The organism is Legionella pelazae (assembly GCF_052527395.1).
Genome location: NZ_JBNVZS010000004.1, coordinates 228,733 through 254,644, shown reverse-complemented (window position 1 = coordinate 254,644; position 25,912 = coordinate 228,733). Strand labels below are relative to the sequence as shown.

Below are 25,912 nucleotides of genomic sequence, written 5' to 3'. Positions count from 1 at the left end.
TCATTCAAATACTAAGGTGGTAACAATTAGTGGGTGGGATGGTTCATTACATTAGAGCCATATTTAATAAAAATAGTAACCTGAAAAAGCTGACTGAACAAAGAAATTTATAATAGGGTGTTATAAGGGTAAAGAGTCTCGAAAAAGATCGTTTTACGAGATTGCCTTGATTTTATTCGGTATTGTTAATCTTATATAAATTAGAAAGTCTTAGATTTTAAGTTTATAGCGCTTTAGAAAAATAGACCATTATTAATCATTCTATTTTACAACAATGCAGTTTTCGATCCTAGCAGAGATTTCCTGTAATAGAGCCTAATTTGATAATTTGTTAAAAAATTTGTGCAATAATTATAAATATTGATGCATTTTGATCAAATTATATGGTTGATAAGATTTGGGTTTATTTTGGCACAGGCATTTGCTATGCAGATAACGTGGATGTGCAAGCGCTTACCAATACCACGGTAAAAAAGGGCTTAGTTGTAGCCGGCTACTTCAATAACGTCCATTTAGAATACGTTAGCAAAGACACTCAACGTAATCGGGAAGGTGTTTGGGTTTATTTTGGTACAGGCATCTGTTATGCAGGTAATGTGGATGTGCAAGCGCTTACCGGTCCCACGGTAAAAAACGGCTTAGTTGTAGCCGGCTACTTCAATAACGTCCATTTAGAATACATTAGCAAAGCCGCACAGCAAAAACGGGAAGGCGTTTGGGTTCATTTTGGCACAGGCATTCGCTATAAAGGTAACGTGGATGTGCAAGCGCTTACCAATACCACGGTAAAAAACGGCTTAGTGGCAACGGGTTACTGTAATAACGTCCATTTAGAATACATTAGCAAAGCCGCCCAACGTAATCGAGAAGGTGTTTGGGTTCATTTTGGCACAGACATTCGCTATGCGGGTGCTGTAGATGTGCAAGCGCTTACCAATACTACGGTAAAAAAGGGCTTAGTAGTGGCCGGCTACTTTAATAACGAGCATTTAGAATACCTTACCAAATCTGCCCAACAAAGTCGGGAAGGTGTTTGGGTTCACTTTGGCACAGACATTCGCTATGCGGGTGCTGTAGATGTGCAGACGCTTACCAATACCATTGTAAAGAAAGGCATGGTGGTAAGCGGCGAATTAGATAACCAGAAGTTAGAATACATTAGCAGAACCGCCCTACGTAGTCGGAAAGGTGTTTGGGTTTATTTTGGTACAGGTATTCGCTATGAAGGTAACGTGGATATGCAAGCACTTACCGATACCACGGTAAAAAACGGCTTAGTGGCAACGGGTTACTTCAATAACATCCATTTAGAATACATTAGCAAAGCCGCCCAACGTAATCGAGAAGGTGTTTGGGTTTACTTTGGCACAGGCATTCGCTATGCAGGTAACGTGGATGTGCAAGCACTTACCAGTACCACGGTAAAAGACGGCTTAGTGGCAACGGGTTACTTCAATAACATCCATTTAGAATACATTAGCAAAGCCACCCAGCAAAAACGGGAAGGCGTTTGGGTTTATTTTGGCACAGGCATTCGCTATGCGGGTGCTGTAGATGTGCAGACGCTTACCAATACCACGGTAAAAAACGGCTTAGTGGCAACGGGTTACTGCAATAACATCCATTTAGAATACATTAGCAAAGCCGCCCAAAAAAGTCGGGAAGGTGTTTGGGTTTATTTTGGCACAAGTATTCGCTATGCGGGTGCTGTAGATGTGCAGACGCTTACCAATACCACGGTAAAAAACGGCTTAGTGGCAACGGGTTACTGCAATAACATCCATTTAGAATATATAAGCAAAGCCGCCCAACAAAAACGGGAAGGCGTTTGGGTCTATTTTGGCACAGGCAACCGTTATGCAGGTAACGTGGATGTGCAAGCACTTACCAATACCACGGTAGAAAACGGCTTAGTGGCAACGGGTTACTGCAATAACGTCCATTTAGAATACATTAGCAAAACCACGCTGCAAGGAAGACGAGCTAGAAATTCACTAACGGATGACCTAAAAAATCCTGAACTAGAGTCAAAAGAAACTCTTGATTTCTCTGAGGTGGAAAATGATAGTTATCATACCGACCTTTCATCTACTTGGGTAGAGGAAGGCCATTTAAATGAAGAGGGAGAATTGTTGACCGAGCTTGAACGCTTATCGGATTCTATAGATCCAGAGAGCAGCTATCATAACATAGATAATAATGTAGAGCCTATAATTACAGTATCTGAGGAAGGCGATTTAAATGAAGGAGAGAAATTGCTGACCCCCGACCTTGAACTCTTACCTGATTCTTTATTAGAAGAGTTAAAGTCATTAATAGATCAAGAGGAGTCAGATGCCTCGAAAGGGCCTAATTTTGAATACACTTTTTTTAGCTCTAATACAGAAAAAATGATGGGTAAAAGAAAGATTAATGATAGCAATAATTATTATGAGGAAGGAATAGCTAAAAATCCAAATAGTTCTTCGAGCTTTTTTGATAGGAATCAAGATTCAGAATCTAATTTAGCAAAAAAGATGAAAAATTCGGAAAAAAATAAAGGTAAATTCGGTTTAAAGTAATAATGTAGCTAAATATGTAAGGGGTAGTTTGTAAAAGGAATAAATTCGCTAAACTTAAGGGAATAAAGCTTCTATCCATGATAAGGAAAATAGGTATCAAATGACTTTTTCGAGATACTCTCATGATTTCAGATGATTCTGATTTTCCCAATTAATAATCCATTGCGATAAAGATTGATTAAATTGAGCTGCATTGGCTATAGCTATTACTTCGTTTGCTTGAGTTGGAAAGTCTGGGAGTTTACCGAATGTAATAATGGTTTCTTTAGGCAATTGAAGACATTCAAAAATTATATCTGTTATCTAGCTCTAGCTTAGACTTCTTTCTTTTATTTTGATTTCTATATTCCTTTGTAATTCGCCTAAAAGTTAAATATATATAAATAGGTATAATATTGTTGGAGAGAGAAAATTGGGGAAATAATTTTGTAATATATCTTAAAAGATAACTGATCTTAGAACGGAATTTAGGTATAACCTTTTTACACCAATGAAAGTAATATCTTTTGCTATAATTGTGATTACCCAGATGGAATAAGGAAATCATTATGAGCACCTGTGACGTATGTGGTAATAGTTATCAGCATGCTTTTGAAATTCATAAGCAAGGAAAAGTTTATACTTTTGATTGTTTTGAATGTGCCATTCATAAACTTGCTCCGCACTGTAAGCACTGTGATTGTCAAATTATTGGCCATGGAATTGCTGTTGAGAATGATTATTTTTGTTGCGCACACTGTGCTCGAGAGGCAGGCTTTGAGGGTGCCAAAGATAACGTTCAAGCTTAGTATTCTTTTTTCAATGAAACTATTGAATGTTTAATTTTTGGTATTCAATACAATTTTACACAGTGAAGCTTTAGTCCTAATCTAGCAGACTTATATTAAAATTTAAGTAGATATTTAAGCCTCAAATTATGTCATTGTTTAATATGAATAAATTTACTGTTAGTGTTATTATATCCTAGCGCAAGTTCCTAAGCGCTAGGCCAGCTAGCTCCTCTTTTCTTAAAAAATTCTCTCATATAAATGTATTAATATAGCTTGTTTCACATAGTAGCTTTTAGAACGATGAGTTTGTTCCGCCAGTTCAGACAACCGTTGTTCAAGTTTTTCAGGTAAACGTACGGCTAACATGAGGCCTCTCGACCGTGTAATTGTAAAACAAGTATATCAAGTATTACAAACAATGCAGATTAGCATAAAATCTATGGTGTAATTCTTTATAAGAAAATATTGAAAAGGGTCTTTTTTTGAGAGTTCTTAAAGTTAATGGTTTACTACCATTAATCTAGGCTGTAAAGAGTTATGTAATGGATTTCATCGAATCAATAATGCTACAAGCTAAAAAGCTTCTTTCTCCTATACCGTTAAAATCTTACATGCTTTTTAAGGCTAAGAAAATGTTAAGTTCAATCTACTATAATAGGATAAATAACTATTGCTTTAAATTCTTATGTTAGAAAAGTATTTACTACCTACAGAAGGGGAATATATCGTTTCCTATATTAGCCTAAAGCATACTATGCATGCCTTGCTCGCAATTAGCAAAAAAGTTGAAAATCAGTATGTTTTAGTAAATAGTATTGGTTTAATGCAGGTTAATCAAAATATAAGTAATCGTGAACATGTTGAACGTGATGTTCAAGCTATTCATGAGTTAATTAATCCAGGACGTGATGAAACTGCTGTTTACGCCAAACATTATAGAATTACGAATAACCAAGCCAAAGGTTTATTAGATTTCATTCAGAAACAACGAGGGCGTCGCTTTTCTTTCAGTGAATTTTCGCGTAATTGTCATAATTTTGTTATTGCAACTTTATCTTTTCTTGGAATACATGATGAGAATTTAATAAATTGTATTCTACCACCACGAGATAGTAGTACACTTACTACATTAACGCGACAGTCGGTACCACGCCCGTTGTTGCAAGATGCAAATTACACCTTTTATGGCGAAAATAAAGAAACAGCTAACAAAGATTCACCTAATAATTTAACTACTTGGGCCTGGCCCGAAAATATAGAGATTATTGATAAAATAGAATATAAACCCAATCTCTCCTATTTTAAAATTATTGAAAAACCCCTAATATAGAAACTAACGATTCAGAAGAGAAAATTAGACTAAAAAAAGCGATTCATTTACTGCGTGATTATCAAAACGGAAGTTTGCTCGCTCATCCAGGGCGAACCTATCGCGAAGTCGTTCAAAAATTTCTTGACTCATTTGATCTAGGACAAAAGAATGTAAATGATTTAATGATTGGTTTGCGGCAAGCAATTGTTAACCATCATATAAAACATGGTGAATCTGCTTTTGCCAGAGGAAGTTTAAACCAAAGATTATTATTTATTGATTTTGTATTAAATACAGAGCGTCAGCCTGACATTAAGCCCTATGAATTTATTAAACCAGCAATCAATCAAGATGCTGAATCATTATTATACGAGATAGTCCATCGCGATATAGATCCCTTTTATTCAGACACAATTGATGAACAACGTAGGATAAAATTTAATGAAGCAATTACAGAAAGTGGTGGTATTTTAGAGTACAGTAAAAAATTATATCAGCAAAATAAGCTGCCAATAGCTGACTTTCTGGAAGTGTTAAGCGCATGCAAAGAAGAAAATATTCCTTTATATAATTCGTTAGAGCTAGAAGAGAGAGTTATTAAGTTAATTAATAATAAAATATGGAATAAAGGAGGTGGCGTTTTTTGGAAATCCTTACCAGAAGGTATAGGACAAATGCGTGAATTGAGTCATTTTGGTCTTAATAAACTAATAGAAATCGCAGAGGAACGAGAAAAAAGCATTAAATTTTCATTTCTTGAAAATACCGGTTTAAGATCAAATATAACGAGTGAATTTTATGTCTTACTTACTTCTCTAAAAAATTCTACACCAGTGCAAGCTACTCTTGCAATCACAGCTTTTTGTGAGAAATGGAATCTACCAAATTCCCCACCAGAGCAAAAATTAGAAAGTACTATCTACTAGATTAATTAATAATTTTGGCTCCGTTGTAAGAACGGATAGTGGTTATAATTTACTCTTCTCCCATCACATGATGGACTATCCAGATGCGTTCAGCAAAACCCATCTTATTTAATGGCGCCATTTTCACGGTGAAGTGATCCTGCAATATGTGCCCTGGTATTGTAAATATAGGATTAGCTATTCAGATTTAGAAGAAATGATGGAAGAACGAGGTCTTAAGCTGGATCGTACTACTGTCTATCGCTGGGTTTAGCATCTTAAAAGTGACTTGAATGGCATAAGAAGCGCTATTTTAGAGGTTGGCACTTGGATGAAAGCTACATCAAGATAAAAGGCAAATGGAAATACATGTATTGTGCAGTTGATGGACGGGGTGATATGGCTCTGTTTCAAAAACTTGAATTCTATAAAAATCAAAAAAATATTCTTCACTTGGGTATTAAAAAGCTTAAATTAGATGAATTAATTTTCCACCCAAATAGCCAAAACTATCAGATTTCAACTTCAAGAATCTACTTTCCAAAACTAAAAATTTTTTTGCAACGCAGCCAGAAGAAGTGTTTCATTATTCAATTAACCTAAATAGCTTAGATTATCAGCAGCTGTTAGAGCATCCTAGGCCATGCAAAAACAACTTTGCTTATCGGAAGTGTGTATTTTGTAGCCTCAAGTAAAGCGCTTACCGCCTAGTTTATTAAAAATAAAGTCAATTACACATTTAACCCGCGCAGAAATATGTCCAGGATGTAACAAGTACACTGGCTGCCATTCATTAAAATTGAGATGTTCAAGGAGAGGAGTAAGTTTGCCTTGTGTAATATCTTCTCTTACCATGAATGCAGAAAGACGTGCAATGCCTCCACCTGACAGCACCATTTTAGCAATGCTTTCACCATTATCTGCGCTAAATGAATTTTTAGCATACCATTCCAAAGCTACATTTTTGTTTTTAAATGGCCAACGATTTAATTCAGGATGACCATAAAAATTAAGGCAAATATGTTTTTCAAGATCAGAGAAATCTCTAGGGATACCATGCTGTTTTAAGTAGTTTGGTGACGCGACTAATATCATTTTACTTTCTGCAAGTTTGCGCATTTTTAAAGATGAATCTGATAATTTCCCAATTCGAATTGCGATATCACAACGTTCTGCAAGCAAATCAACCACGGCATCTGTACTTAATAAAATGATTTCAATAGTTGGATTTAAAAATGTAAACTCAGATAGAATAGGAATTAGTTGATGTAAAGCAAAAGGTATCGAACAGGTAATGCGAACTTTACCTTTTGGTTGAGAAGTAAGTGATGTCTCAGCTTCTTTAATGTCTGCGAGAATACGAACCACTTTATGATAGAAACGCTCACCTTCTTCCGTTAAAGCAACTTTGCGTGTAGTACGATGCATTAATCTTACACCTAATCTTGTTTCTAATCTCAAGATGAGTTTGCTGATTGAAGAAGGATCCATTTGTAAACGGCGTGCAGCCTCAGAAAAATTTCCACTGTCTACTACATGAGAAAAAATTTCCATCTCGCTAATACGATTATTATTTAATTCTTTCATTTATGAAAATGTATCATAAAACATATGACTATTGGGATATTGATTCATTGAATAAACATAGCATAATAGAAGTCCAATATCTACATTAAAAGGCTATGTGAAAATGAAGTATTTTATAGGCATCTTTATGTTATTTTTGTCTAACTTACCCGCTCAAGCCTTAACCATCAATAAACTGAATAAGGCAGAAGATAATATACTCCATACCACCGTATTTCATAATAAAGATCATAAGACATTAGAGTTCTTGGTGACCTTTGGTGTTGGCTACGGCGATGGAAATAATTGCCAAATAGTAAAACAAAGAGTTTTTAAAGCAATTCATCCTGATGGCTTTGAAGCACATAATTATGGTCGATATTTAGCGAAAGAATATGGCTCTGAATTGTTTACATGTGTGCATGAAAACCTTCATGTTATGGGTAGCCAATATCCTGATGAAAACATGACTTACTCTTTAACTAATAATGGAGAGTACTATACAAGTGCCACCCCTAACAAAACAGATGTTTATCCAAAATAAATAGAGGTTATATGAAATATCTTACTTTAAACAATATAAAAATACCGGCAATAGGTTTTGGTACTTTTCAGGTTTCAGGACAGGATGCCTCTCTACTAACTGCATATGCATTAGAAAATGGTTATAGACATATCGATACTGCGCAGATTTACAAAAACGAAGAACAGGTAGGTGACGGTATTTTATCTTCAGGAATCCCAAGAGAAGACATATTTTTAACGACTAAAATTTGGGTCGACTGCTTTAAAGCGGATGCATTAATTCAGTCAGTTCAAGACAGTTTAGAAAAATTAAAAACTGATTATGTTGATTTGATTTTATTGCATTGGCCCAATGAGAAGATTCCACTAGATGAAACAATACTAGGTTTAAATGAAGTTTATCAAAAAAGATTTGCCAACTATATTGGTGTCAGTAATTTTACGATAAAGCAAATGGAAGCAGCAAGTAGACTTAGCCAGATTCCAATTTCATTTAATCAGATTGAATATCATCCTTACCTTACTCAAGACAACCTTGTTAAACGAGCAAAAGAGCTAAAAATAAATATCATGGCACATTCTTCGATTGGACACGAAGCATTACTTAAAAATGCTATCCTCCAAACTTTAGCAGAAAAATATAAAAAAGATGTTGTGCAAATTATATTGCGCTGGTTGTATGAACTTAATATTCCATCATTAACTAAATCAAGTAAGAAAGATCGAATTCTATCCAACGCAAGTATTTTCGATTTTCAACTTTCAGAGAAAGATATGAATCTAATTAAATCCTTAAGTTCAACTGCTAAACGTTTTATCAATCCCGAAGGCTTGTCTCCTGTATGGGATTAAAAAATTGAATTTTTTCCAATTAACTAAAAGGATAACTATGAAAATTGATTTAAAAGGTAAAAAAGCGCTCATAACAGGATCAACAAAGGGCATTGGGCTTGCTATTGCTAAAAACTTAGCAGAAGCTGGTGCGAAAGTTTACTTAAATGGCAGATCGGAAGAAGGCTTAGAAAAGGCTAAGGAACAGATCCTTACTGATTTTCCAAAAGCGGACATTGTTGCTATAGCAGCTGATCTTCAAGATCAAGAAGGGGCTGAAATTATTTTTAAACAGATTCTTGATATTGATATCTTAATTAATAATCTTGGAATTTTTGAGCCTACGCCTTTTTTTGAAATTACAGATTCAATCTGGTTAAAGTTTTTCAATGTTAACTTCATGAGCGCAGTTAGAATGACTAGACACTTTACGCCAGATATGGTACAGAAAAAATGGGGCCGGGTGATTTTTATATCAAGTGAATCTGCCATTCAAATACCGGTTGAAATGATCCACTATGGAATGACTAAAACTGCACTTCTTGCTCTTTCGCGTGGGCTGGCCGAAACAGTAGCGGGTACTGGTGTAACGGTAAATACGGTTATGCCAGGTCCTACAAAGACAGAAGGTGTTGAATTATTTGTTCGGCAGTTAGCTGTTGATCCTCAAAAAAATTTTGAGGAACTAGAAAAAGAATTTTTTACTCATTTTCGACCAAACTCACTGATTAGACGATTTGTAACACCTAAAGAGGTAGCAAATCTTGTAACCTACATTGCTTCTCCTGAAGCATCAGGAACGACAGGCTCAACCTTGAGAGTTGACGGTGGACTAGCTCAATCACTTCTTTAAATGTACCTGCCTCAGAGTCAAGTGAATAACTCGAGAAATTTTCTGATGAAGATAATGTCGCTATATTATGGCAGATGAACTTTTCTTCTTGGAGGTTGGAGGAATATAAAGATTTATTTAACTAACTTAATTCTCAAATCCAATTGATCCTAATTTAGAAAGCATATTGTCACTCTATTAAGCTTAGTTAAACAAATCTAGTTTTTTCTTTTAATAATAGAGTAGAAGACTAAAGTATATTGGTATAGTTAGCTGGCAGGTTAAAAATTTGTTGTATAAAATTTAAACCTCATGCGTCTACTATGATGTTAGGGCTTGTAAAGGGGTAGCCTCACAAGTTATAGGAAGATTACCAAGCTATCACACCACCATCAATTGATGAGTCTGGCAATACAATTGATTTTTATCTGTCCTATCGCCGTAATGCCAAAGCGGCGAAACGATTTTTGAAAAACTCATTAAAAATAACCCCACCTGCGATATTTCTATTATTAATACCGAAAAAATCTAGCCTATAATCAGGCAATTAGAGAGTTGAAACAGAAGGGAAGTCTATCTAAGCGAGTCGAACACCACCAAATTAAATATCGTAACAACCGATTCATCACTTTTCCATGTTAATTTAGTAAAATAGGTAAGATTAAATCATTTAAACAATTGATATAATTTATATTTAGATAAGCTAAAAACTAAACATTAACAGAGCTGACAATACGCTGAATCCAAAAATAGACGTGTTTTTGATAATTTATAATTAAATAGGGTCTCGAAAACGTCCTTTTTGATGATTTCTAGGCTTCCTACTAATGCAAGGAAGGTAAACATATTTGGGATAATGTTGATAAATATTAATGCCACTGGTTTATGTTTAACTTAGATTATCATAATAGCTAAATTAATAATCTTTTCTTGATGCATTAAACAGATGTTAACTAGATTAGAACAACTATCTCTTAAGGAAAAATAGATCTACTAATTATTGCGTAGTCCCTTGTCTATACTCATAGAAGAAGCTTTTAAAAGGTGGATTAATGCAGCCAGCCTCCTCACTCATTCCAAATATAATTCATGCTGTGTGGTTAGGCAAGCCACCTTCAGCCGACGTTTTAAATAATGTTCGTGATTGGAAGATAACAAACTCAACTTTTGATGTAAAACTCTGGATTGATTCAAGTACTTACACAGAGGAAGAAAAATTAAAAGAGCTTCCTAAACTGCTTGAATGGGCTAAAGAAAATAAAGTTATTATCTGCGATATTTCATTACCGAAAGAAGCCAGTAAGGACAATATAGTAGGTGAGCAAGAGCTTTACTCAGAAATGCCTGGCAAACAATTCTTTGAGGATGAATTAAGTGGCGAATATCGTAATCTAGCTGCTGCCTCCGATATTTTAAGAGCAGAAATTTTATACAAACAGGGAGGGATCTATATCGATGCCAAAGACATGCTTCCAAATGCGCCTATACCTCAAAATTTTAATTTAAAATTTGGCTTTGCTTTTCATGATTGTGGGCAAAATAGACTAAATAATGACTTAATAGCAAGTATTCCTAAAGGCACTATTATCTCAGAATATCGTCAGCTAATAATCGATAATTATAAAAAATTATATCAGAATAATCGATTGTTAGATGCTCATCGAAATAATAGTCTGAGGAGTCCTCATCTTTTATCAGGAGGAGATACTAGATACCTTACCACTTTACAAACTTCTGGACCTGGTGCACTAAGCAATATGATAGAGCAGCTGATGCGTTTTCTAGTATTAATTCCTGAAGCTAATAGTCCTATTTATGATTCGGATGAGTCGTCCTTGTTTATGCCAAATGAGATATTTAATATTCCCAATCATGGTAGCGATGTCAGTTGGAATGATTTGACCATTTCTTATGAAAAAATTAAACCTTACCTATTTAATTATTTTTGTGAATACTGGTCCTTTAAGATTGCTGAAGAGATAGGAGCGTTAGATAAAAGTATTTCCAATTCCAACAGTGGATTGAGCTTTGTAACTAATTATTTCAAAAAAATAAATCCTGAGTTATATGACGCCAGAAAAATACTAGTAGATATAAAAAATAATTTGGATAATTTACCCCGCTCTTTATCACCTAATGACTTTTTTCAGACATGTGTTAGTAGCCTTGATAAGAAAGCCCTGAAGGTTTTTGAAGATATTCAGCCAGATTTTTGGACTAGATTCCAATATTCCTTCGCAAAATTTAGTTCAAGGTTTTCTCTTTGTGAGAAAGAAATTACCGATAAAGATTTCCAACAAGCTCTTCTTCACGTTAGTGCGAAGGGGGCTGACTTCAGTTGGAAGGATTTTATCGCTTTATTTGTAGGGCTTCGAGAAGCTCCTGAAGACATCAGCCATCTAAGCGAGTTAATTCAGGAAATAAGCAGTAAAAATCTTCCTTCATTTCGACACATATAAACAAGCCTGCCTTATTAACTACTATAGAAGTTGAAATTTCAGTATATCGTTTTGAATTAAGTGTATATAGAGGTAGATCAATTTGTTATATTAGTATATTGAAAAGGGTCGTTTTGCAGGACTAAACATAACTACCACCTGTGTAAACTTGGTAAATCATAGTTAGCCTCTTTATCCTGTTCCAAATTCGGTTGCACGAAAGAAAACAGGTGTATTTTTAGTTTTTTGGTAAGCAACTAAACGGTGAATTTTCTGCCACAACTTATTTTTCAGTGAAATGGAAAACGGCATGCACCTAACGTTTAAAACACGCTTGTAGCTCTTTAGGATTTAGATGAGAGAAAGCTCGGCGAAAGGGATCATGACCTGGTATACCATAAGGTAATAATAAAAACTGCTTTAGCCAAATTTCCCTCTCTCGACCAAATGTTTCTAAATATCTTGCAAATAAATTCGGCTCGGTATGTGTTCATCATTAAGCTTCCCATGATAAATAAGTCTTCTATTTTATCATGACTGCACTTTGTTTGGTTTTTGAACATAAAAGGCCTTTCTTAATTCAATAACATAAGCTAGAAAAGGTTTGTAACTATAACTGCAATTTTTAATAGGCGCTTGCCCTGCTGGGCACCAGATCTTCAAATATTAATGTTTAATAATTCCTTAAGTCAAATAGTATAAAATGTATACATGCTAATTTAAGTTTACTAAAAATGTTTAATTTTCGTCTTAATTATAAAGCTAGAGCTCAAGAAAATAAAAATAGTAAACTCCAACAGGAATTCCCAAGAGCTAATTTCTTCACTGGTTCTACTTCTTGCAGTTTATTATATTTAGATGCCTTACATAAGGCTGGTGAAGAGAGATTATTATTGCCTACTCAAGAATTGTTTTCCAAAAAGGGTTTTGCTGTATACGGAGGAGAATTAGGTAACACATTTTCAAAAAAATCAATTAATAGACGTGCTATATCAGGCTGTGACGTTGAACGCGCTGGAAATGCACTCAATTGGGCTAAAAGCATGGCAGAAAAACGTTGGACAGTAGAAGATGCCCAGAAGAAATTAGCTGATTTAAAACGAAAAAATGATAACTGGGCCCAGCTAGAAAGCTCTGGTAAACAAATTCTTAAAGAGATGAAAGATATAATTCGAATATGTAAGCTACAAGCGCAAAATACTAAGTTGCAACTTGAGAATTATGAACACGTTAATAAGTAATTAATAGATGACCCATTTCCCATTGTTTATGCCTATCACATAAAAGACGGTAAAGCGAAATATCAGAGTAGTGATATTTCTGGTGAAATGACGGTTACAGATGGTTGTACGTATGATGAATTAGAGGCTATATTTGTTCCAGCGGACAAGATTGAGTTAGTTAAATCTTTATTACCTAAAGGCAAAGACAAAGTAAGAGACATAAGCGTCTTAGAAGATATTCTAGACTCTAAATTAGAGTCAACGGCATCGCTTAGCATATACACATAAAAGTTTAAGGCTACCTCTTATTAAAATCAACTAGTACTATTTTTGACAGGCTTTAGCCCATAAAATATTAACATCGATATTAAAGAGGTAATTAAAAGTGTCATGGCCATAGGTAATTGGCTTTCATCATGAAAAAGAGCAATTGCACTACTTGATAATGCGCCGCCTAAAATTTGTAGAAAACCAAAAATTGCCCCAGCCGTGCCAGCTATTTTAGGGAATGGGGTTAAAGCGCCTGCTGATGAGTTAGGGAAAACAAGACTTGAACCAAGCATAAAGATAACAATGGGCGTAATAATAACCCAAGTATTAATGTATCCCAGCAGATAAAATAATAACATTAATAAGCCAGCGCTAAACTGACATAAAAAACCGAGCCTTATCATAGCATCAATACCAAATATTTTAACGTAGTTGGCATTAATAACACCGCCTAATGCAAAACCAAACCCAGAAAAAATATATAGCCAGCCAAACTGTACTGGAGATAGGCCTACTTTTTCTTGTAGTACTATGGGAGTAGCGGTTAAACAAGCTAGAATCCCAGCATAGGTCAACAAAGGGATCAACGAAAACTTTAAGAAAACAGGGGATTTTAATAAGTAAGTTAAGTTATTAATAACATTAGCTGCCTTTAAATTATCTTTATGATGATGCTGGCCGGTTTCTGAAAGCTTATAAGAAAAACAAAGAATCATAAAGCTATATAGGCTAAGAAAGACAAAATTATAACGCCAACCTAAAAACTGCTCTATATAACCTCCAAGAACAGGAGCTGTCGATAAAATAAAAACACTTGATATTGCCAAATATGAGTTATATACAGCTAGTTTTTCCTTTTCAAATAGGTCTCTCAATATTGGACGGGTTAACGATGTTCCCGCGCCAGCCCCAAGTCCTTGCAGAAATCTACCCATCAATAAGAAATAGATATTTGCTGATAACCAACAAAACATACTTCCAACAAAAACGATAGATAAGCCGGTAATTAAAGGTATTCTTCTGCCTATAGCATCTGATAAAGGCCCATAAATCAGCTGTGATAAGCTAAATCCTGCCATGTAAACTGCTACAGTCATTTGAATCCAACTGGTGCTTACATTAAGCTTTATCGCCATACTGGGCAATGAGGGTAAATATAAATCAGAAGTAACTTGACCTAATGAAGAAACCAAAAGAACGATTGTTAGTATTTGAAAGCTCTGGATATTTTTCATAAGATAATTTAACTACCCTTTTTTTGAATAGTCAATTTATCAGTAAAAGCTTTAATTGATAAATATTTGCCGTAACCTAAATGTGTTGCAATATCCACTCATCCACGCTCTTCGCTAACACCTGCCGCGAGCAATGCATCATGTTGTAAGTCGATTGTTTCGAGCTATCCACTTTAAACCCTTTGGTCGTATGAAGGGTCGATTATAGCCCTATTTCAACAGATCTTAACTCTGCATTTTTATCGTTATAATTTTCAATCAAGGTATTTAATTCTTTAATTATGGATTTAAAATTTATTTCAATTGACTTTTGTTCCTTAAAAAAAGTATTGGATTGCCAATAATAACTAGGCACTTGTGCCAGACTAACCGCACTAGCCAGACATAGTACAAAAGCAATAGTTAAGCAATTTATAAGGCTATCAACAGGTAGCCCGAAATCTTCAAGGGTTTTTTCATCATTGCGATAATATAGTAAAGGAGAAAACGCAATCAGGGCAGAAAATAAAGGCACACAACGAGTATAAAAAAGTGGTGACTGGTGAATTGAATTTCCTAAATCAAAGCTAAAAGGCAATTGGGTTTTCGCCTCATTAACAAGCTTATCTCGTTGCTGTATAAACCAATTTAAATCAAATGGTTGTTGTATAAATTCATCCGGCTTATTAAATTGCTGTAAGAGACAAATTAATAGATTTGCCCGAAATAAAAGGGAGGCCTCTTTTTTGTCAAGCTCTGTTAATGTAGTTCCTTTTAAACAAGTTGCAGGATTATAATATTGTCGATAAATTATATTTCCAAGGCTATTTTGTTCATCTAAATTTAACTCAACGTCATCAAGTAGTTTTTTTAGAGCAGAATAAAATAGTGATTGTTCTCCTGGCTCTCCTAAATTAAACCCAAATTCAAGTTCAACGATATTTTTTATAAAAAACTTTTGCATTTGATTTAACATAAGGGTACTCGAAAAAACAAAAGGATTATTTTATCAAAAATAATTCATTTCTTATTTATTTTAAGATAAATACGTTCTATATACTCTTTTATAAAAAGAAAAAGGTGTGTCATCTTTATAATTTTAAATTTTATTGCTATTTTGAACCTGGTCTTGTGAATTTAATAAAATTGCTGAGAAAAGGTCGCTAACCTTAGAAGAAAGCATAATTTCATTTATTTTTTTTAGTTCCATCATTAAGCTAACCGCAAGATGCTTATCTATAAAATCTTGATGCGGCTTATATATGTCAACAAAATTAGTTAGAATTTTAAGTTGCTGATCGGGTAAATTATATAACCCTATATTCTCATAAGTTGCTTTAACGAAGTGAAATAATATCTTTTTCTTGATAGATTCAGTTGGCTTTTCGGGGTGACTAAGGGCTTCTTGCACTTTTGCAAAAACACTTTCTAATTGATTTAATTTACGGTAACTAAGAACAATTTCCCCATATAAGCTGAATTTCTCTGATTGATTCATTTTTTTGTGCATAGAATAGATTGCCAGAGCTTCCTCATAGGCTCTAACTGCAAAATAGAAGTTACCCTCTTGAAAGAGTTCATTGCCAACTCCTGTAAAAACATTTACTAATAATTGTAATTGACTTCTTGCTTCTTGCTGCTCAAATTGAGTTAATTTTTCTATATGCTCGACTACTGAATCTCGCATAGCAAGAAGTTCGCCCAAGGAATCTTCGGTTGCATTAGAGTTCATAGCTTCTATAACAGCATAATAGGCAGTTCGTGCTAAAATCTCATTTAGCCTTTCTGATAGATATTGCCTTTCTTCTTCATTACTGGCTTGAGAAATAGCTGTCTGATAATATCCTTTGGCTTCATAAACGGCTTGCCTAAAATAACGTTTTCTTTGTTGATAATGCTCAATTAATTCTTGCTCATGGTGTTTAATAGCTCGATTAACATTGTAGTTATAATTCGAGAAATTCAGAGACGTTATTTTTCTATTATAAATAATTATTCCTTCAACGAGAATGTTAATGCGCTCGAATGCACCTCGAATACCGTGGCCTAAAGTATAATTGGGTTCAATCTGACCATCGCCTAAGACGACTAAATTAGGTAAATCCTGTTCTTGATAAGTAAAGCAATTTAAGCGTTTGGGGTTAACGGCAAAAACACAAAAATTAGGCTTAGGATGACCATTTTTTGAATTCAACTGCTCAAATTGAATAGCTTGTTGATGAGTAACAATTTTTAATACGGTAGTTAGCCAAGCTTCTTTTTGACTAAGCGGAAGATTATCTGGACACTCAACATAAATACACGACTTACCCTCTTTAAACGGTGTGTTATAGCAGTAAGGAAATGCAAATTCAGTCCAACCAAATTGACGTAATTTCTCTATTGCCCTTGTATACTCTAAAGGTGTTCTTTTAAACAATAACGTATTTTGTGGGTATCTTGTATTATCTGCTAAAGAAGCTGTATTTTGATCTAACTTTAGATAAGCTATTAGATGATTTTTAATCACCACATCTTTGGAAACAGGCGTCACTTCAAAAGGTTTGGCAATACCTTTAGACTCTTTTATTCTATTTATCTCGGAAACTAACGCGCGTTTAGTGCCTGTGCAGTCAAATACGTAATCACAAGCAATGAATTCTTCTATTAACTCATCGTCTTTATTTTTATAAGCAACGACAACACCGTTCATCGTTTCCGCAAAACGAACAAATTGTTTTTTCTCAATTGAAATATTCTGCGAAAGTGAATATTGGTATAAACTTTTCTCAATATTTCTAATATGAACAGACTTTGCAGGCGGAAGAGTAGCTTTAAGACCTTGTTCTGCTAAGTTAAATAATCCAGAATCAATAGCGCCAGGCCTGCCATAATTGCCTGCTCGTGGATCAAAAACTCGAATATCTTGTACTCCTTTTCGTCTTAGTTTACTTGCTAAATATAGTCCACTCGGTGCTGCCCCAAAAATTACTACATGAGTCATATAGAGGTAAATTAAGAAAAGGAAAAATAATTTTATTTGAAAAAACTTAAGGAAATATTAATAATCAATCAAATTGACTCGATATTAACCATTTAAAATGGCACTAGTAAATTGCATACTAGAAGGTTGGAAGATCTAATTTATGCATGAACGTCGTTTGAGTAAATTCATATAGACAAATATACAATTTGATCAACGGTTCAATTATACAATCGTAATTTTTTGCAAATGATTTCTATCGTTTGGCCTAATCTGCTATTTAGCTTTTTTTGCCAAACACCATGGAATGGCAACAAAAACAATAAGCCCGATAATTAAAAATGCTTCAAAGAAAGCCACGTTTCCAATAGGAATTTGTGTTGGTGGAACAAAGCCAATTAGCATGGCTAATATACAACACATTATCCCTGTTAAAGAAATTACCCACATCATCACATTACCGCCGGGAACCTTATAAACGCGAGGAAGATCAGGTTGGCTATAGCGTAATTTTATAGCAGCAGCAAACATAAAAATATAAACTAATAAAGCCATTTGGGCACATAAGTCACTAAGTAACCAATAGGCAGCATTAATAGAATCAAATAAGATAAATACACTTGTTAGTAAAGTAAAAATAATGCCTTGAATAATTAAAATAGGCGTAGGTGAGCCATATTCATTAACTTGGGCAAATAAGGGTGGTAATGAGCCATCGCGGGCCGCAATTAAAAGTCCTTTGGTTGGGCCGATAATCCAGGCAGAAACCCCGCTTAAACCCCCAAGGATTATTAATAGGGCGATGATAAAGGTCATCCATGTCATATTATAATGGCTAAAGAAAATAGCGAACGCATCAATTAAACCAGAAACGACGCTAAGCTTAGCATTAGGAACAACAACAACAATAGCAAGCGAGCTTAAAACAAGTGTTAAGAATATAATACAAATTGAATAAAGAATGGCTCTAGGGTAGTCTCGTTGTGGGTTTTTAACTTCTTCTGCATGTACTGCAGACATTTCAACACCAATTAAACCAAATAAAACAGCTGCAAAGAGAGATAAATTACCTAAACTACTAAAGTCTGGTAACCATGAACTAGACCAATTAACCGCACTAGGTCGACCTTGAACTAACCAAATTATACCTAGCCCAATAATAAGAAGCATAGGCAATATTGTACCAAAAATGGCACCTATGGTACTTATCCAGCTTGATAAACGCATCCCAAAGCAATTTAAAAGTGTAAATAACCAAAACAGCCCTATTGTGGTAATTAATAAATACACTTTATTGTTAGCAAGTTCAGGTGCAAAAAGATAAGAAAAAGTGGCAGCAATAAATGCTAAAATAGTTGGGTACCAAACCACATTATAAATCCATTGTAACCAAATTGTGATAAACCCGGCACGCTGTCCAAACGCTTCTCGTACCCAAACATAAATACCGCCTGTTCTAGGGTAAGCCGTTGCTAACTCTGCTGCAACTAGAGCAACAGGAATAAAGAAAGTTATTGCTGCAACGATATAGTAAGTAATTAAAGGTAAACCTAGTTTTGCACTCATTGGTAGTGTACGGAGGCTATCAACAGCAATAACATTAATCATGACTAATGAAAAAACAGAGAGTACTTTTTTGGAAGGGTACATGCAAAATCCTTGGGTACAGCTAATATTAATCGGTTTTTACATAAATAATTTACAAGCCTTCTTTCAAAAGACTACTGCAGCACCAGTTTCTAAGTAGGGCAGTATGCGACCGCATGTATTTTAGATACAGTGGCTCTATGTCCTAATGCCAATTGCAGCAGGGGATTTGAAGAACGCCTATTATTTATTCTTGGTTAATAGCTACAAGCTAAGGATTCTACTTAGCTTATAGCTACGCAGGCGCAACTTTAATACAGATTAAACAAACAGTACAGTAATTAACTTAAATTACGGAGTACATATTGTAATATTCCACCATGACGATAATATTCAAGCTCATTAGCTGTATCAATACGGCATAGTACGGGCACTGCTTCTTCTTGGCCATTTTGTCGCTTAATTAACATAGTTAATTGCGCACCAGGTTGCAAAGTATCATTAACTTCAATACTAATGCGTTCTGTACCGTTTAATTCTAATGTTTTTCTAGTCGTTCCTTCTAAAAATTGCAATGGTAGAACGCCCATCCCAATAAGATTTGAACGATGAATTCGTTCAAAGCTTTCAGTAATCACCGCTTTAACGCCTAAGAGATTAGTTCCTTTTGCTGCCCAGTCACGAGAAGAACCCGTACCATATTCTTTCCCAGCAATAATCACTAACTGCTGATTTTCTGCCTGATATAACATGGCAGCATCATAAATGGTTAGTTTACTGTCTGAGGGGATATGACAGGTAAATCCCCCTTCAACACCGGGAACCATTTCATTGCGAATACGAATATTGGCAAACGTTCCACGCATCATAACTTCATGGTTACCTCGTCTTGAACCATAAGAATTAAAATCAGCTTCTTCTACCCCTTTTGACTTTAAATACAAACCAGCAGGCGAATTGGCTTTAATAGATCCTGCCGGAGAAATGTGATCTGTGGTAATCGAATCACCTAATAATGCTAGAATAAAAGCGTCTTTTATAGGCTTGATAGGCTGTGGTTCTGGCGATAGATTTTCAAAAAAGGGAGGATGCTGAATATAGGTAGAGTTTGCATCCCATTCATAAGTGATACCACTGTTTACTTTAATTGCTTGCCACTGTTCGTCACCTTGAAATACCTCAGCATATTCTTTTCTAAACATTTTCCCAGTGACTTTGGCAACCTCAGCAGCAACTTCTTGATTCGTAGGCCAAATATCTTTTAAGAAAAGATCATTACCTGCACTATCTTGACCAATAGGTTCTTTACTTAAATCCTTGGTGGTTGTACCACATAATGCATAAACAACCACTAACGGGGGTGAGGCTAACCAATTAGCACGAACTTGAGGATGAACCCGCCCCTCAAAATTTCGGTTACCCGATAAGACGGAGCTGACTACTAAATCGTGGTTATTAATAGTCTCTGCAATAGGTTCATTTAATGGCCCTGAATTACCAATACAGGTTGTACAACCGTACCCAACTAAGTTAAATCCTAATTCATCAAGGTAAGTCTGAAGTCCAGCCTGCTTCAGATAATCAGTCACTACTTTGGAGCCTGGTGCTAAGGATGATTTAACCCAAGGCTTACGCTTTAAACCTTTCTCAACAGCTTTTTTAGCAATAAGCCCTGCTGCCATCATGACACTAGGATTGGATGTATTAGTACAGCTGGTAATGGCAGCGATAACTACATGACCATGCTGTAGTGAATAGTCAGTACTTTTAACAGGAAACTTAGAATCTTTTTCGTTTTCTTTACCTGCTTCTTGTAAAAAGTGGTTAAATTCCTGTGGCAAAGTCATTAAATTAACTTTATCTTGAGGACGTTTTGGCCCTGCCAATGAAGGCTCAACTGTTGCTAAGTCAAGCTGTAATGTATCTGTAAAAATAGGATCTTCTGTTTGCTCGCTATACCACATACCCTGTTCTTTACAATAAGCTTCAACAAGCGTAATTGTATCTTCATCTCGCCCGCTTAATTTAAGATAGTTTAATGTTTCTTGATCAACGGGGAAAAACCCACACGTTGCGCCATATTCTGGCGCCATATTAGAAATGGTTGCTCGATCAGCAAGCGGCAGAGCTGCTAAGCCTGGGCCATAAAATTCAACAAACTTGCCAACAACACCTTTTTTACGCAACATTTGAGTTACAGTTAAAACTAAGTCAGTGGCCGTAATCCCTTCTTTTAATTTACCCACTAATTTAAAGCCAATGACTTCTGGAATTAACATAGAAACAGGTTGGCCCAACATGGCTGCTTCAGCCTCAATTCCGCCCACACCCCAGCCCAGAACACCTAAGCCATTAATCATGGTAGTATGAGAATCGGTACCTACTAAAGTATCAGGATAAGCATAAAGCCGCCCATTATCTTCACTGCTCCAAACAGCTTTACCTAAATATTCTAAGTTAACCTGATGACAGATTCCGGTACCGGGCGGTACAACTTGAAAATTGGCAAAAGACTGCTGGCCCCAACGTAGAAATTCATAGCGTTCTTTATTACGTTTAATTTCAATTTCCGTATTAACTTTTAATGCATCTTTACTTGCATAGCGATCAACCATGACTGAGTGGTCAATCACTAAATCAACAGGAGATAAAGGTGATATCTTTGTAGCATCTCCACCCATTTTTTGAAGTGCAGAACGCATTGCAGCTAAGTCAACTACAGCTGGTACACCTGTGAAATCTTGCATTAATACACGAGCAGGACGATAAGCAATTTCATGTTGAGACGTTTTAGTATTGATCCAATGAGCGAGTGCTTTGATATCATCAGGAGTAACAGTACTACTATCTTCAAAACGTAATAAATTTTCTAATAAAACTTTAAGTGAATAGGGTAGGCGGCTTATACCAGGAAAATGGTTTTCTTCAGCTTTTTTCAGACTAAAGTAATAGTAAGTTTTATCATTAACTTGTAATTGAGATTGTGTTGATAGGCTATCATGACCTACTTTCATACATCTGCTCCTGAATTAAAAAAGCTAATAATAGCTGAAAACTAATAAATTTTCATGTATGAAATATGACTGTTTTCAAGGTATAAGCTAAGCTCAATGGCTAATGAACCATTATCATATTGTCTTCCCTCATATCTGGATTGATATTTTCCAACTCAGACTGAGAGAGATCGGTATGGATTGCAGCTTTAAAGAGCTCTACCTCAGCTTTAAATGTTTTAATTTGCTTAGGCAATGTTTCAACTGCTAAATAAAACAAACTAGGCAGAAGGACCGTAATAGCAAGACCTAAGCCAATCAAGCTAAGGACAGGAAAACCTGCACCTAAAACTATACCGCTTAGGACAAGTATGCTTAAACTAAGAATAGTGCCGGTAACGGCAAGATTATTTTCTTGATTATTTATATAAGGGTCGGCTTGCTTATGAAAATTATTATCTAAAGGGATCAAGTGATAATCAAATGAGGTATAGTATTTGATTAGATATTTAAAAGCATTCTTATTGTCAAAAAGACATGACTCAAGCGTTTTGGCAAAATTTAAATAAGAACGGATTAATTTATCTCGTTTATTTAAGTCAGTAGCTGCGTGAATTTCCCTTAAAAAAGCGGTTCTTTTTTGTTTAACTAATTGAATTAATAGAAAAGAATTTTCTGATCGTTTAAGTTCTTCAATTTCACTTATGATTGTTTGAATTTTACTATCTGGAAAATGAACACTAATGGGCTTTTTTGAATCTATTTTTGTAAAAAAATTAAATCTAGGCATATATGATTCCTGTTCAATTACAAATTGAAGAAAATTGCCAGTGAGGCAACCATTCTGTTTGTTCGTAATGATTACAAACCAAATAAAATTTATTACATCGCTTATTAAAAGTTATTGATAATAAATTAATTAATTTAGTTATAAGAAATAGCGCTATTGTCTTAATTTAATCACGTCCATTAGACTAGCATTAGCAATTAAAAATTAAACTGGTTTTACATTTAAGAAATAAATTTTAACTTCTAGAATAAAAGAAGGTTTTAATTTTTGAAAAGAAAAGTTACTGCTATATTTTAGCTACTTTTTACTAACTAAATTAGTACAAAAAATAACGATTCAGTAACTTTTCTAATTTAGAATCATGTACTGGTTAAAGCTAACTTAAAAACATCGCGTAACGCAGACAAGCCGATTCCATCGGTTAATAAAACAGCGTTTATTGCAGCCACCAAAATATGGGCCTGTATTTATCCAACGATAGCCAGGGCCATACCAACCAGGGCCAGGACCATACCAACGAACTCTAGGTGGACCATACCAACGAACTCTAGGTGGACCATACCAGCCATGACCATACCAACCACCATGCCAATGAGCAAGTTGGGTACCTTTCAATTGAGAATTGACTGGTTCGGCATTGACTTTTCCACTTGCAGTTGCAGCAAGTATAATGGATGAGATAATAAGACTTGGTAATAGACTAATTTGTTTAATCGCTGAAGTAGCCATAAGTCGACCCTCCAATGGTTTTTACAGTATAAATTATAGACAATTAATTCATTTAAAGTACATATATAATACCTTATATAGTGATAAAAAAAAGATAATTTTTAAGTTTATTATCTTAGCTATCTAAGTTAATGATTATTTCTCAACAGGTTATAAATAAATACAGGTGTAGATGAATGATAAATTTTAAAACGTTAACAGTAAGTGACTTTTTAAATACTTATTGGCAGAAAAAGCCTCTTGTTTTAGAAAATGCCCTACCTAATTTCAGACAGCCCTTGTCAGGCGATGAATTAGCAGGTTTAGCGATGGAAGATGAAATAGAGAGTCGTATAGTAGTAGAAACACCGAAAAACCGCCTTATTGGCTATTAAAACGCGGACCATTTATAGAAAAGGATTTCACCAAGTTACCTAAATCACACTGGACTTTACTTGTACAGGGTGTGGATCGGTTTATTCCTGAAGTGGCTGCTTTACTCGATCATTTTAATTTTCTACCACAATGGCGTGTAGATGATGTTATGATTAGTTATGCAGTAGAGCAGGGTAGTGTGGGACCACATTATGATAATTATGATGTTTTCTTATATCAGGCCCAAGGTTCTAGAAAATGGTTACTTACTACAAAAAATTGTAATCCTGGGAATTACATAGCTGAGCTTGAACTACGCATCATGAAACAATTTGATGTTGAGCAAGAAATTCTTTTACAAGAAGGTGATATGCTTTATCTTCCTCCTCATATAGGTCATTACGGTATAGCGTCATCAAATGATTGCCTAACTTATTCTTTCGGCTATCGAAGTTACACGTCTTCTGAAATGTGGGATAGCTTAAGTGAGTACTTATTAGAGCATAAAAAAAATGATTTGTTATATAAAGACCCATTATGGTTTAATTTAAAAGCGCCTGCAGAAATTCCTAAACAGGCCTACCAGCAAGCTCAAGAATTATTACAAACAGTGCTTGCAGATGATATTTTAATAAGTCGATGGTTTGGTAGTTTTATTACTAACTTAGATAGGCAAGCAGAATCATTATTACCTAACGCCAATAAAAAAAGGAATTTAACTCAATTTCTCAGTAAATTAAAAAAAGCTAAACAACTAGCACGTAATCCTGTATGTCGTTTTGCTTATATTAATGATGAGGAAACGGGTTTACCTATTTTATACATTAATGGTGATTGTTGGGAAACAAATAGTATTAATCCAGACTTAATAAGAAAACTTGCTAACCATCGCTGTCTAGCATTAAAGGAATTAGCTCAATTCGTCGATAAAAAAGAAAACCAGCAATTTCTTTATGAGTTATGGAAATTGCATTGGATAGAATTTACAAGTATCTGATCTATTGTTAAAACTTTAATTTATGATAATACTAATAAGTAGTTGCGATTTTTAGGTTAAATCAGGAAAATTATCACTAATAGGGAAATTGCAATGTACAAAATAAAGCTAACCTTCATATTTTGGTTTAGTCTCCTTTATTCTATTTGTTTTGGACAGACAAAAGAGATTGCAATTACAATTGATGATTTACCGTTTGTCGGTTCAACACATGGTAAACCGGCTAATTTACAAAGGGAACATGATCGATTTTTGCAACTAGTTCAGGCATTACTTGATCATAAAGTGCCTGCAACGGGTTTTATTATTGCAGGCTCGATTGAAAAAGATCAATGGCAATTACTGGAGTTATTCCGTGAAAAAGGCTTCATTTTAGGTAATCACACCTATTCGCATAAAAGCTTAAATAATTTACCTGCAGAAAAATATATTGCTGATGTTGATAGAGCTGATAAAATTATTGAGCCACTTTTTAACGGCCCTAGATATTTCCGTTATCCCTATTTAGCTGAAAGCACGGGTGATAAACGTCAAAAAGTTTATGATTATTTAGCCCAGCATCATTACACAATTGCGCCAATAACTATCGATAGTAAAGATTATCAATTTAATGCAAGATTATTTGCTATTCCTTATCGACTTCGCCCGCAAAATTTACCCCGTATAAAAAAACAATATTTAGATTACATTTGGAGTCAAACACTAAGAGCTGAGGCACGTGCTCAAAGACAACACCAAGAAAATGCTAAACAAATTTTATTAATTCACGCTAATTTATTAAATAGTCATTTCCTAGGTGATATTCTGGATATGTATGAAAAAAATGGTTACAAATTTATTAGTCTTGAAGAAGCGTTAAAAGCACCAGCGCCTACTATTAACACACCTATTCAGCAAGACAGCCCTACAAAAGATGCTCCTACTAAAGATACACCCAATGAAGAAAACGATAGAGTTATAATAAGTCTGTTAGAATCTAATTTTCTTCGAACCATTCTAGATACAGCTAAAAAAGTTAATGTAGGAAATCATTTAGTGATTCGTAAATAAAAA

At 34.8% G+C, this 25,912-nt stretch carries 22 protein-coding genes and 4 pseudogenes; 15 read left to right on the top strand and 11 right to left on the bottom strand.

The window, feature by feature from the left end; all coding sequences use genetic code 11:
- Positions 1-383: 383 nt before the first annotated feature.
- Both ACQUW5_RS06925 and ACQUW5_RS06920 read left to right on the top strand, forming a co-directional pair.
- Positions 384-2,561: a hypothetical protein gene (locus ACQUW5_RS06925; protein WP_444990489.1), complete on the top strand. Its 2,178-nt coding sequence runs from the start codon at positions 384-386 to the stop codon at positions 2,559-2,561.
- 548 nt (positions 2,562-3,109) lie between these two features.
- The gene (locus ACQUW5_RS06920) at positions 3,110-3,349 is read left to right on the top strand and encodes a metallothionein (protein ID WP_444990488.1); all 240 of its coding nucleotides are present in this window, start codon (positions 3,110-3,112) and stop codon (positions 3,347-3,349) included.
- A gap of 219 nt (positions 3,350-3,568) precedes the next feature.
- Here ACQUW5_RS06920 and ACQUW5_RS06915 read toward each other — a convergent pair whose 3' ends face one another.
- Complete coding sequence (locus tag ACQUW5_RS06915; protein ID WP_444990487.1) at positions 3,569-3,697, bottom strand: TraY domain-containing protein; 129 nt, start codon at positions 3,695-3,697, stop codon at positions 3,569-3,571.
- 319 nt (positions 3,698-4,016) lie between these two features.
- On the opposite strand from ACQUW5_RS06915, the gene ACQUW5_RS06910 reads away from it, so the two are divergent.
- The 4 genes and pseudogenes from ACQUW5_RS06910 (at position 4,017) to ACQUW5_RS06895 (ending at position 6,151) form a co-directional block, all read left to right on the top strand.
- Positions 4,017-4,661, top strand: a complete 645-nt coding sequence (locus ACQUW5_RS06910) for a hypothetical protein (protein WP_444990486.1) — start codon at positions 4,017-4,019, stop codon at positions 4,659-4,661.
- 74 nt (positions 4,662-4,735) lie between these two features.
- A complete protein-coding gene (locus ACQUW5_RS06905; protein ID WP_444990485.1) occupies positions 4,736-5,569 on the top strand; it encodes a hypothetical protein in 834 nt (277 codons plus the stop codon).
- A gap of 133 nt (positions 5,570-5,702) precedes the next feature.
- Positions 5,703-5,819: pseudogene (locus ACQUW5_RS06900) on the top strand (IS6 family transposase); the annotation flags it as partial.
- 56 nt (positions 5,820-5,875) lie between these two features.
- On the top strand, positions 5,876-6,151 hold the full coding sequence (locus ACQUW5_RS06895; protein ID WP_444990484.1) for a DDE-type integrase/transposase/recombinase: 276 nt from the start codon (positions 5,876-5,878) through the stop codon (positions 6,149-6,151).
- Positions 6,152-6,235: 84 nt separating this feature from the next.
- Here ACQUW5_RS06895 and ACQUW5_RS06890 read toward each other — a convergent pair whose 3' ends face one another.
- Positions 6,236-6,844 (bottom strand): substrate binding domain-containing protein, encoded by a 609-nt coding sequence (locus ACQUW5_RS06890; RefSeq protein WP_444990499.1) that lies wholly within the window; start codon positions 6,842-6,844, stop codon positions 6,236-6,238.
- A 99-nt stretch (positions 6,845-6,943) separates the two neighbouring features.
- A pseudogene (locus tag ACQUW5_RS06885) lies at positions 6,944-7,102 on the bottom strand (helix-turn-helix domain-containing protein); the annotation flags it as partial.
- A 136-nt stretch (positions 7,103-7,238) separates the two neighbouring features.
- Between ACQUW5_RS06885 and ACQUW5_RS06880 the strand changes: the two are divergent.
- The 5 genes from ACQUW5_RS06880 (at position 7,239) to ACQUW5_RS06860 (ending at position 11,761) form a co-directional block, all read left to right on the top strand.
- A complete protein-coding gene (locus tag ACQUW5_RS06880; protein WP_444990483.1) occupies positions 7,239-7,658 on the top strand; it encodes a hypothetical protein in 420 nt (139 codons plus the stop codon).
- An 11-nt stretch (positions 7,659-7,669) separates the two neighbouring features.
- Positions 7,670-8,491, top strand: a complete 822-nt coding sequence (locus ACQUW5_RS06875) for an aldo/keto reductase (protein WP_444990482.1) — start codon at positions 7,670-7,672, stop codon at positions 8,489-8,491.
- 37 nt (positions 8,492-8,528) lie between these two features.
- The gene (locus ACQUW5_RS06870) at positions 8,529-9,323 is read left to right on the top strand and encodes an SDR family NAD(P)-dependent oxidoreductase (protein WP_444990481.1); all 795 of its coding nucleotides are present in this window, start codon (positions 8,529-8,531) and stop codon (positions 9,321-9,323) included.
- A 359-nt stretch (positions 9,324-9,682) separates the two neighbouring features.
- Positions 9,683-9,841 carry a DDE-type integrase/transposase/recombinase gene (locus tag ACQUW5_RS06865; RefSeq protein ID WP_444990498.1) on the top strand — a complete coding sequence of 53 codons (159 nt, stop codon included), beginning with the start codon at positions 9,683-9,685 and terminating at the stop codon, positions 9,839-9,841.
- Positions 9,842-10,354: 513 nt separating this feature from the next.
- Entirely contained in the window at positions 10,355-11,761 is a 1,407-nt protein-coding gene (locus tag ACQUW5_RS06860; protein WP_444990480.1) for a TcdA/TcdB catalytic glycosyltransferase domain-containing protein, read from the top strand.
- Between the two features lie 295 nt (positions 11,762-12,056).
- Here ACQUW5_RS06860 and ACQUW5_RS06855 read toward each other — a convergent pair.
- A pseudogene (locus ACQUW5_RS06855) lies at positions 12,057-12,185 on the bottom strand (transposase family protein); the annotation flags it as partial.
- 289 nt (positions 12,186-12,474) lie between these two features.
- Here ACQUW5_RS06855 and ACQUW5_RS06850 point away from each other — a divergent pair.
- Entirely contained in the window at positions 12,475-12,981 is a 507-nt protein-coding gene (locus ACQUW5_RS06850) for a hypothetical protein (RefSeq protein ID WP_444990479.1), read from the top strand.
- An 87-nt stretch (positions 12,982-13,068) separates the two neighbouring features.
- Positions 13,069-13,251, top strand: a complete 183-nt coding sequence (locus ACQUW5_RS06845; RefSeq protein WP_444990478.1) for a hypothetical protein — start codon at positions 13,069-13,071, stop codon at positions 13,249-13,251.
- A gap of 26 nt (positions 13,252-13,277) precedes the next feature.
- Here the strand turns inward: ACQUW5_RS06845 and ACQUW5_RS06840 are convergent, their stop codons facing one another.
- The 7 genes from ACQUW5_RS06840 to ACQUW5_RS06810 form a co-directional block, all read right to left on the bottom strand.
- Positions 13,278-14,468, bottom strand: coding sequence for a multidrug effflux MFS transporter (locus ACQUW5_RS06840; protein ID WP_444990477.1), 1,191 nt, complete (start codon positions 14,466-14,468; stop codon positions 13,278-13,280).
- Between the two features lie 202 nt (positions 14,469-14,670).
- Positions 14,671-15,423, bottom strand: a complete 753-nt coding sequence (locus ACQUW5_RS06835) for a hypothetical protein (RefSeq protein WP_444990476.1) — start codon at positions 15,421-15,423, stop codon at positions 14,671-14,673.
- A 123-nt stretch (positions 15,424-15,546) separates the two neighbouring features.
- Complete coding sequence (locus tag ACQUW5_RS06830) at positions 15,547-17,430, bottom strand: FAD-dependent monooxygenase family protein (RefSeq protein WP_444990475.1); 1,884 nt, start codon at positions 17,428-17,430, stop codon at positions 15,547-15,549.
- 255 nt (positions 17,431-17,685) lie between these two features.
- The gene (locus tag ACQUW5_RS06825) at positions 17,686-19,059 is read right to left on the bottom strand and encodes an APC family permease (RefSeq protein ID WP_444990474.1); all 1,374 of its coding nucleotides are present in this window, start codon (positions 19,057-19,059) and stop codon (positions 17,686-17,688) included.
- Between the two features lie 278 nt (positions 19,060-19,337).
- Complete coding sequence (gene acnA / locus ACQUW5_RS06820) at positions 19,338-22,010, bottom strand: aconitate hydratase AcnA (protein ID WP_444990473.1); 2,673 nt, start codon at positions 22,008-22,010, stop codon at positions 19,338-19,340.
- Positions 22,011-22,110: 100 nt separating this feature from the next.
- Entirely contained in the window at positions 22,111-22,779 is a 669-nt protein-coding gene (locus ACQUW5_RS06815; RefSeq protein ID WP_444990472.1) for a hypothetical protein, read from the bottom strand.
- A 381-nt stretch (positions 22,780-23,160) separates the two neighbouring features.
- Positions 23,161-23,508 (bottom strand): hypothetical protein, encoded by a 348-nt coding sequence (locus ACQUW5_RS06810; RefSeq protein ID WP_444990471.1) that lies wholly within the window; start codon positions 23,506-23,508, stop codon positions 23,161-23,163.
- A 176-nt stretch (positions 23,509-23,684) separates the two neighbouring features.
- Here ACQUW5_RS06810 and ACQUW5_RS06805 point away from each other — a divergent pair.
- Positions 23,685-24,859: pseudogene (locus ACQUW5_RS06805) on the top strand (JmjC domain-containing protein).
- A gap of 93 nt (positions 24,860-24,952) precedes the next feature.
- Positions 24,953-25,909, top strand: a complete 957-nt coding sequence (locus ACQUW5_RS06800; protein WP_444990470.1) for a polysaccharide deacetylase family protein — start codon at positions 24,953-24,955, stop codon at positions 25,907-25,909.
- The last annotated feature ends 3 nt before the right edge of the window (positions 25,910-25,912 follow it).

Bases quoted from the DNA above. Each gene is read 5' to 3' on its own strand.
- ACQUW5_RS06925 (WP_444990489.1), top strand. From the start codon at position 384: ATGGTTGATAAGATTTGGGTTTATTTTGGCACAGGCATTTGCTATGCA.
- ACQUW5_RS06920 (WP_444990488.1), top strand. From the start codon at position 3,110: ATGAGCACCTGTGACGTATGTGGTAATAGTTATCAGCATGCTTTTGAA.
- ACQUW5_RS06915 (WP_444990487.1), bottom strand. From the start codon at position 3,697: ATGTTAGCCGTACGTTTACCTGAAAAACTTGAACAACGGTTGTCTGAA.
- ACQUW5_RS06910 (WP_444990486.1), top strand. From the start codon at position 4,017: ATGTTAGAAAAGTATTTACTACCTACAGAAGGGGAATATATCGTTTCC.
- ACQUW5_RS06880 (WP_444990483.1), top strand. From the start codon at position 7,239: ATGAAGTATTTTATAGGCATCTTTATGTTATTTTTGTCTAACTTACCC.
- ACQUW5_RS06875 (WP_444990482.1), top strand. From the start codon at position 7,670: ATGAAATATCTTACTTTAAACAATATAAAAATACCGGCAATAGGTTTT.
- ACQUW5_RS06870 (WP_444990481.1), top strand. From the start codon at position 8,529: ATGAAAATTGATTTAAAAGGTAAAAAAGCGCTCATAACAGGATCAACA.
- ACQUW5_RS06860 (WP_444990480.1), top strand. From the start codon at position 10,355: ATGCAGCCAGCCTCCTCACTCATTCCAAATATAATTCATGCTGTGTGG.
- ACQUW5_RS06850 (WP_444990479.1), top strand. From the start codon at position 12,475: ATGTTTAATTTTCGTCTTAATTATAAAGCTAGAGCTCAAGAAAATAAA.
- ACQUW5_RS06845 (WP_444990478.1), top strand. From the start codon at position 13,069: ATGACGGTTACAGATGGTTGTACGTATGATGAATTAGAGGCTATATTT.
- ACQUW5_RS06840 (WP_444990477.1), bottom strand. From the start codon at position 14,468: ATGAAAAATATCCAGAGCTTTCAAATACTAACAATCGTTCTTTTGGTT.
- ACQUW5_RS06835 (WP_444990476.1), bottom strand. From the start codon at position 15,423: ATGTTAAATCAAATGCAAAAGTTTTTTATAAAAAATATCGTTGAACTT.
- ACQUW5_RS06830 (WP_444990475.1), bottom strand. From the start codon at position 17,430: ATGACTCATGTAGTAATTTTTGGGGCAGCACCGAGTGGACTATATTTA.
- ACQUW5_RS06825 (WP_444990474.1), bottom strand. From the start codon at position 19,059: ATGTACCCTTCCAAAAAAGTACTCTCTGTTTTTTCATTAGTCATGATT.
- acnA (WP_444990473.1), bottom strand. From the start codon at position 22,010: ATGAAAGTAGGTCATGATAGCCTATCAACACAATCTCAATTACAAGTT.
- ACQUW5_RS06815 (WP_444990472.1), bottom strand. From the start codon at position 22,779: ATGCCTAGATTTAATTTTTTTACAAAAATAGATTCAAAAAAGCCCATT.
- ACQUW5_RS06810 (WP_444990471.1), bottom strand. From the start codon at position 23,508: ATGGCTACTTCAGCGATTAAACAAATTAGTCTATTACCAAGTCTTATT.
- ACQUW5_RS06800 (WP_444990470.1), top strand. From the start codon at position 24,953: ATGTACAAAATAAAGCTAACCTTCATATTTTGGTTTAGTCTCCTTTAT.